1 protein-coding gene and 2 pseudogenes are annotated in these 7,144 nt (G+C 42.8%); all 3 read left to right on the top strand.

The genetic code is table 11. From position 1 onward, the window contains the following. Positions 1 to 503: 503 nt before the first annotated feature. Positions 504 to 671 (top strand): annotated as a pseudogene (locus tag HMPREF2987_RS11405) (YSIRK-type signal peptide-containing protein); the annotation flags it as partial. A 207-nt stretch (positions 672 to 878) separates the two neighbouring features. Beyond that, positions 879 to 6,843 (top strand): annotated as a pseudogene (locus HMPREF2987_RS02960) (SIALI-17 repeat-containing surface protein); the annotation flags it as partial. After that, on the top strand, positions 6,825 to 7,144 hold a 320-nt coding region (locus HMPREF2987_RS11400), incomplete at its 3' end, for an SIALI-17 repeat-containing surface protein (protein WP_373878855.1). The pseudogene HMPREF2987_RS02960 and the gene HMPREF2987_RS11400, both read left to right, overlap by 19 nt.

Below are 7,144 nucleotides of genomic sequence, written 5' to 3'. Positions count from 1 at the left end.
ACTTTTTATTAGCAATCAAACTTTGACGCGGTAGTTGATTGAACTTTTTGTTCGTCTTTTATATTCTTCGAAAATCAAATTCAAACCACGTCAGCGTCACCTTGCCGTATATATGTTACTTACTGACTTCGTCAGTTCTATCTACAACCTCAAAGCAGTGCTTTGAACAACCTGCGGCTAGCTTCCTAGTTTGCTCTTTGATTTTCATTGAGTATTAGACTCCAAAAAGCTCCTAATCATCCTCGCGGGGCTGGGACTACGAAATCGAGACTTTGTCTATCGATTTCTGTCCCACCGCTTTTTTTAGTAAAATCATTCACTAAATGTACATTCAGATTTTTAAACTTTTCTACAAATTATAGAAAAAAGAATCAAAAGTATGATTTTTATGCTGCCAGTATTGAAGTTTCTTATATTATTTTATAAAATAGAAGCAAAATACTACTGGAAAAGTAGAGCGCTTACATAAAATTGGAAGCGGTTACGAATATAAGGAGGATCTTATGGGAAAAGATCATTGGAATCGAAAAAGAGTGTACAGTATCCGAAAATTTACCGTTGGAACTTGCTCTGTAGTTATCGGCACTTGCTCAGTCTTATTTGGAGCAAGTGTAGCTGGTGCAAACCAAGTTTCAGCTGATGAAACTCCAATTGCAGTTGCTGCAGAAAAAGTAGAGGATGATTCTCATAAAGAGGAACTTAGTGAAACAAGAAGTCCAGAACAGCCAGCATCAACTGAATCAGCTGCAAGTGAAGTTGCTACACCAGCTCATGCAGTTGAAAAGTCACAGGACGATCAAACTCTACAATCAAACTCTGACAAAAAAGAGGATTCCATGCTAGATAAGAAACCTCAAGTAATTACTCAAGACCAATCTTCTCAAACGGAAAAACCGGACCTAAAACCGGCTACCAGCGAGGAGGTAAATCAATTGGTTGAGGACCGTAAAGTAGAATTTAACCAAAACTGGCATTTTAAACTCAATGCTAATGCCAAAGATGCTATCAAGCCAGATGCTGATGTATCAAGCTGGAAGAAACTAGATCTACCTCATGACTGGAGTATCTATAACGACTTCGACCATCAGTCTCCTGCCCAAAACGAAGGTGGACAACTCAATGGTGGGGATGCTTGGTATCGCAAGACCTTTAAACTAGACGAAAAAGACCTTAACAAGAATGTTCGTTTGGTCTTTGACGGAGTTTATATGGATTCGCAAGTCTATGTAAACGGTCAGCTAGTCGGTCACTATCCAAATGGTTACAACCAATTCTCTTATGACATCACTGACTATCTCAACAAAGACGGTCGTGAAAACGTCATTGCAGTTCATGCAATCAATAAACAACCAAGTAGCCGTTGGTACTCAGGAAGTGGTATCTACCGTGATGTTACTCTTCAAGTGACAGACAAATTGCATGTTGCCAAAAACGGTACAACCATCTTAACTCCAGAGCTTGAAAAACAACAAAATGGTAAGGTTGACACTCACGTATCAAGTAAGATCGTCAATACTGATGATAAAGACCACGAAATCGTAGCTGAGTATCAAATCATCGAACGTGGAGGACAAGCAGTAAGTGACCTAGTTCGTACAGCTAGCCAAGTCTTGAAAGCTCATCAGTCAACTAGCCTGAATGCTATCTTGCAAGTTGAGAAACCAAAACTTTGGACAGTTCTCAGCGACCAACCAGCTCTCTACGAATTGGTAACGCGTGTGTATCGTGATGGTCAGTTAGTTGATGCGAAGAAAGATATGTTTGGTTACCGTTACTACAACTGGACACCAAACGAAGGCTTCTCTCTTAACGGTGAAAAAATGAAATTCCATGGTGTTTCTCTTCACCATGACCATGGGGCTCTAGGAGCAGAAGAGAACTACAAAGCAGAATACCGTCGCCTCAAACAAATGAAGGAGATGGGAGTTAACTCTATCCGTACAACTCACAACCCAGCTAGTGAGCAGACTCTACAAATTGCTGCAGAGCTTGGTTTGTTGGTGCAAGAAGAAGCTTTTGATACTTGGTATGGTGGTAAGAAACAGTACGACTACGGCCGTTTCTTTGAAAAAGATGCCACTCACCCAGAAGCTAAAAAAGGTGAAAAATGGTCTGATTTTGACTTGCGTACCATGGTCGAAAGAGGCAAGAACAACCCAGCTATCTTCATGTGGTCTATCGGTAATGAAATCGGTGAAGCTTCAGGAGACCCACATTCTCTAGCGACTGTTAAGCGTTTGGTCAAGGTCATCAAGGACGTTGACAAGACTCGCTATGTCACTATGGGAGCAGATAAATTCCGTTTCGGTGATGGTAGTGGTGGTCATGAAAAAATCGCTGACGAACTGGATGCGGTTGGATTTAACTATTCAGAAGACAACTACAAGAAACTACGTGCTAAACATCCAAACTGGTTGATTTACGGATCAGAAACTTCTTCTGCAACTCGTACACGTGGAAGCTATTTCCGTCCAGAAAGTGAACTAGTTCACAGTAACCAAGCTTACCGTCATTATGAGCAATCAGACTATGGTAATGACCGTGTTGGTTGGGGTAAAACAGCTACAGCATCTTGGACTTTTGACCGTGACAATGCAGGCTATGCAGGTCAGTTCATCTGGACAGGTACCGACTATATCGGTGAACCTACTCCATGGCACAACCAAAACCAAACACCAGTTAAAAGTTCTTACTTTGGTATCGTAGATACAGCCGGCATTCCAAAGAATGACTACTACTTGTATCAAAGCCAATGGGTTTCTGCTCAGAAGAAACCAATGGTTCACCTGCTTCCTCACTGGAACTGGGAAGATCCTACTCTGAAAGCTAACGTAGCGGATGCAGATGGTAAGATTCCAGTCCGTGCCTACTCTAACGCTGCAAGTGTTGAGTTATTCTTGAACGGTGAATCTCTAGGCAAGAAGACATTTAACAAAAAACAAACAAGTGATGGACGTACTTACCAAGAAGGTGCCAATGCCAAGGAACTTTACCTTGAGTGGAAGGTTGCTTTCGAAGCTGGAACTTTGGAAGCAGTAGCTCGTGATGAAGCAGGTAATGAAATTGCTCGTGATAAGATTACGACTGCTGGAGAGCCTGCAGGTGTTCGCTTAGTCAAAGAAGAACATGCTATTGCAGCAGACGGAAAAGACCTCACTTATATTTACTATGAAATCGTTGACCAGGCTGGCAATGTAGTTCCTACAGCTAATAATCTTGTTCGCTTCCAGTTGCACGGTCAAGGTCAGATTGTCGGTGTGGATAATGGTGAACAAGCTAGCCGTGAGCGTTACAAAGAGCAAGCAGATGGTTCATGGATCCGTAAAGCCTTCAATGGTAAGGGTGTTGTCATTGTCAAATCAACTGAGCAAGCTGGTAAATTTACTTTGACTGCACATTCTGATCTCTTGAAATCTGCTCAAACCACTATCTTCACAGGTAAGAAAGATCAAGAAGAAAAAACTGTCTTAGGTACAGAAGTACCTAAAGTACGTACAGTTATCGGTCAAGCACCGAAAATGCCTAAGAAAGTGGCATTTATCTACAGTGATGGCAGTCGTGCAAAACTTCCAGTAGAGTGGTCAGCAGTTGATGTCAACGAACCAGGAATTGTGACTGTTAAAGGTGTGGCAGAAGGACGTGAAGTAGAAGCGCGTGTTGAAGTCTTGGCTCTCGAAGCAGAATTGCCTGTCGTTAAAAGAATCGCTCCAAATACAGACCTAAGTTCAGTTGACAAATCTGTTTCTTACGTATTGTCAGATGGTACTGTAGCAAGCTATGATGTTGATAAGTGGGAAATTGCAGCTGAAGATCAAGCTAAACTAGCGATCCCAGGTTCTCGCATCCCAGCAAAAGGTATTTTAGAAGATGAAGAAATCGCTGCGACCTTGGTAGTTGCAGAAGGGGAAGCTGCTAATCCAGTAGTTCCAAGTGTAACCGTAGCAGATCAAGCGGTTGAAGGTCTTTCAACTGAGCAACCAGTAAAATACCACAAGCTTGCTTATGGCGCAGTTTTGCCAGAGGTTAAAGCTACAGCTGAAAATGCGGAAGTGACAGTTATTCAAGCTAATGAAGCAAATGGTATGCGTGCAAGCATCCATGTTCAACCAAACGATGGTGGCCCACTACAAACCTATGCTATCCAATTCCTACAAGAGGCTCCACAAATTGAACGTTTGAGCCTAGAAGTTGAAAATGCAGCTGCTTTGAAAGAGGACCAAACGGTCGGTATCAAGGTCTTGGCTCACTACCAAGACGGTACTCAGGCAGTCTTGAAGGCTGACAAGGTTACTTTCTCAACTACAGGTGAGGGAGATGTAGCCGTTCGTAAAGGTATGCTTGAATTGCATAAACCAGGTCAAGTAACTCTGAAAGCTCAATTTGAGGGAGCAGAAGGTCAGATTGACTTGAACATTCAAGCAAATACTGAAAACAAAGTCGTCCAAGCCATCCGTCCAGTCAGCGTAGTGACAGGCTTGAATCAAGACCCGAGTCTCCCAACTACAGTAACTGTAGAGTATGATAAAGGATTTCCAAAGGTTCACAAGGTAACTTGGCAAGAAGTTGCTAAAGAAGACCTTGCCAAGTATCATAGCTTTGATGTTCTTGGTAAAGTAGAAGGGCTCGAAAAAAAGGCTCATGCAAAAGTATCTGTAGAAGGTATCATTGCTGTCGAAGAAGTGAGCACAACAACTCCAGTTGCAGAAGCTCCTCACTTACCAGAAAGCGTTCGTACTTATCATTCAAATGGCCAAGTATCTTCAGCTAAAGTAACTTGGGACGCAATTGAACCAAGCCAATACGCACAAGAAGGCAAGTTTACTGTGACAGGACATGTTGAAGGTACTCAACTACCAACCAAACTTCATGTTCGTGTATCTTCACAGACAGAAACTGGTGCTAATATTTCTGACCAGTGGACTGGTTCAGAATTGCCACTTGCCTTTGCATCAGACTCAAATCCAAGTGATTCAGTAGCCAATGTCAATGACAAATTGATTTCTTATAACAACCAACCAGCAAACCGTTGGACAAACTGGAACCGTACAAGTGAAGCTTCAGTAGGAATTCTCTTTGGTGACTCTGGTATCATGTCTAAACGTTCGGTTGATAACCTCAATGTCGCCTTCCACGAAGACCACGGTGTTGGTGCACCTAAATCCTATGTCATCGAATACTATGTCGGTTCAGCAACTCCAACAGTTCCTAAGAATCCAAGCTTTGTAGCTAGTGAAGACCATGTCTTTAATGACGATAAAAACTGGAAACAAGTGACAAATCTCAAGGCTCCAGATCAAGTAAGAGCTGGAGAAATGACCCACTTTAGCTTTGATAAAGTCAACACTTACGCAGTTCGTATCCGCATGGTTAGACCAGATGGTAAATGGGGTACTTCAATTACAGAATTGCAAATCTTCTCTAAACAAGTAGCTGCAGCTAAGAAAGCTCAAGCGCAAATCCAAGTAGATGGAAAAGATTTGCCAAACTTTAACCCAGGCTTGACTGACTACTACCTTGAAGCTAAGGAGGGTAACCTACCAGCTGTTACAGCAAGTGTAACTGAAAATGGTATTGCAACAGTTGTACCAAGCGTACGTGAAGGAGATCCAGTCCGTGTTGTTGTTAAGGCAGAAAATGGAGATATCCTAGGTGAATACCGTCTCCACTTCACAACTGACAAAGATTTGCTAACAAGTAAGCCAGTAACAGCGACTAAAGCTTCTCGCTTGGTTGCTAAAGGACAAGTCTTAGAATTACCAGCCAAAGTTCCTGTTTACTTTACAGGAAAAGATGGCTATGAAGTTAAGGACTTGGCTGTTGACTGGGAAGAAGTACCAGCAGAAAATCTAACAAAAGCTGGTGAATTTACAGTTCATGGTCGAGTTTTGGGTACTGATCTATCTGCTGAAGTGGCTGTACGTGTGACTGATAAACTCGGTGAAAATCTATCAGACAACCCAGACTTCGATGATGACAGCAACCGTTCATTTGCCTCAGCGACTAACGATATCGATCCAAACTCTCGTGACCGTGTGGACTATGTCAATGATGGTTCTGATGATGAAAGTCGCCGTTGGACTAACTGGTCTGCAACTCCATCTTCTAATCCAGAAGTTTCAGTAGGGGTTATATTCAGAGAAAATGGTCAGATTGTTGAGCGTTCAGTTGCAGAAGGAAAAATTCGCTTCTTTGCTGATGGTGGAACAGATGCACCTTCTAAACTCGTATTAGAACGCTATGTTGGACCAGAATTTGATTCACCAGAATATTACTCTAACTACCAACCATACGATCCTGATCACCCATTCAACACTCCTTCTAACTGGGAGAAAGTTGAATATCGTGCGGATCAAGAGATTCAAGCAGGAACTGACATCCATGTAACCTTTGCACCAGTCAAAGCTAAAGCTATGAGATGGCGCATGGACAGAAAAGCAGACAAGAAGGGTGTGGCTATCACTGAAATGGCCTTTATCGCACCAAGTGAAGCACCTAAGGACAATACAGCTTCTAAACTTCTTGTGGATGGTAGAGAGCTTGCTGACTTCTCAGAAGATCGTTCTGACTACCAAGTAACTTATAGTGGAAACCGTCCTAAAGTGACAGTGGAAGCTGGTGAAAACGTAGCGGCGACAGTTGTTGATAGTGGGGATGACAAACTTCCAGTCTTGGTACGTCTTGTTTCAGAAAGTGGTAAACACGTTAAGGAATACCGTATCCAATTGACTAAAGATGAGGTCGAAACTGCTAAGACAGAACCAGCTGTACACGAAGTTCCAGAATTCACTGGTGGTGTGAATGGAGCAGAAGGCTCAGTCCATGAAGTGCCAGAGTACACAGGAGCAATTGGAACAGCAGGTGACGAGCCAGCTCCGGTAGTAGAAGTTCCAGAGTACACAGGAGCAATTGGAACAGCAGGCGATGAGCCAGCCCCAGTAGTAGAAGTCCCAGAATTCAAGGGTGGCGTTAATGATGTTGAAGCAGCTATTCATGAAGTTCCAGAGTACACAGGTGTAATTGGTACAGCAGGTGACGCAGCAGCTGTTCAGGAAGTAAGCCCAGAATACACAGGCAGTGTCAATGGAGCAGAAGCATCTATTCATGAAGTTTCAGAGTTTACTGGTGGAGTGAATGGTGTCGAAGC

This window comes from Streptococcus sp. HMSC067H01, assembly GCF_001814775.1.
Taxonomy (GTDB): domain Bacteria; phylum Bacillota; class Bacilli; order Lactobacillales; family Streptococcaceae; genus Streptococcus.
The sequence above is the reverse complement of the archived record's forward strand: the minus strand, read 5'-3'. Positions and strand labels throughout refer to the sequence as shown.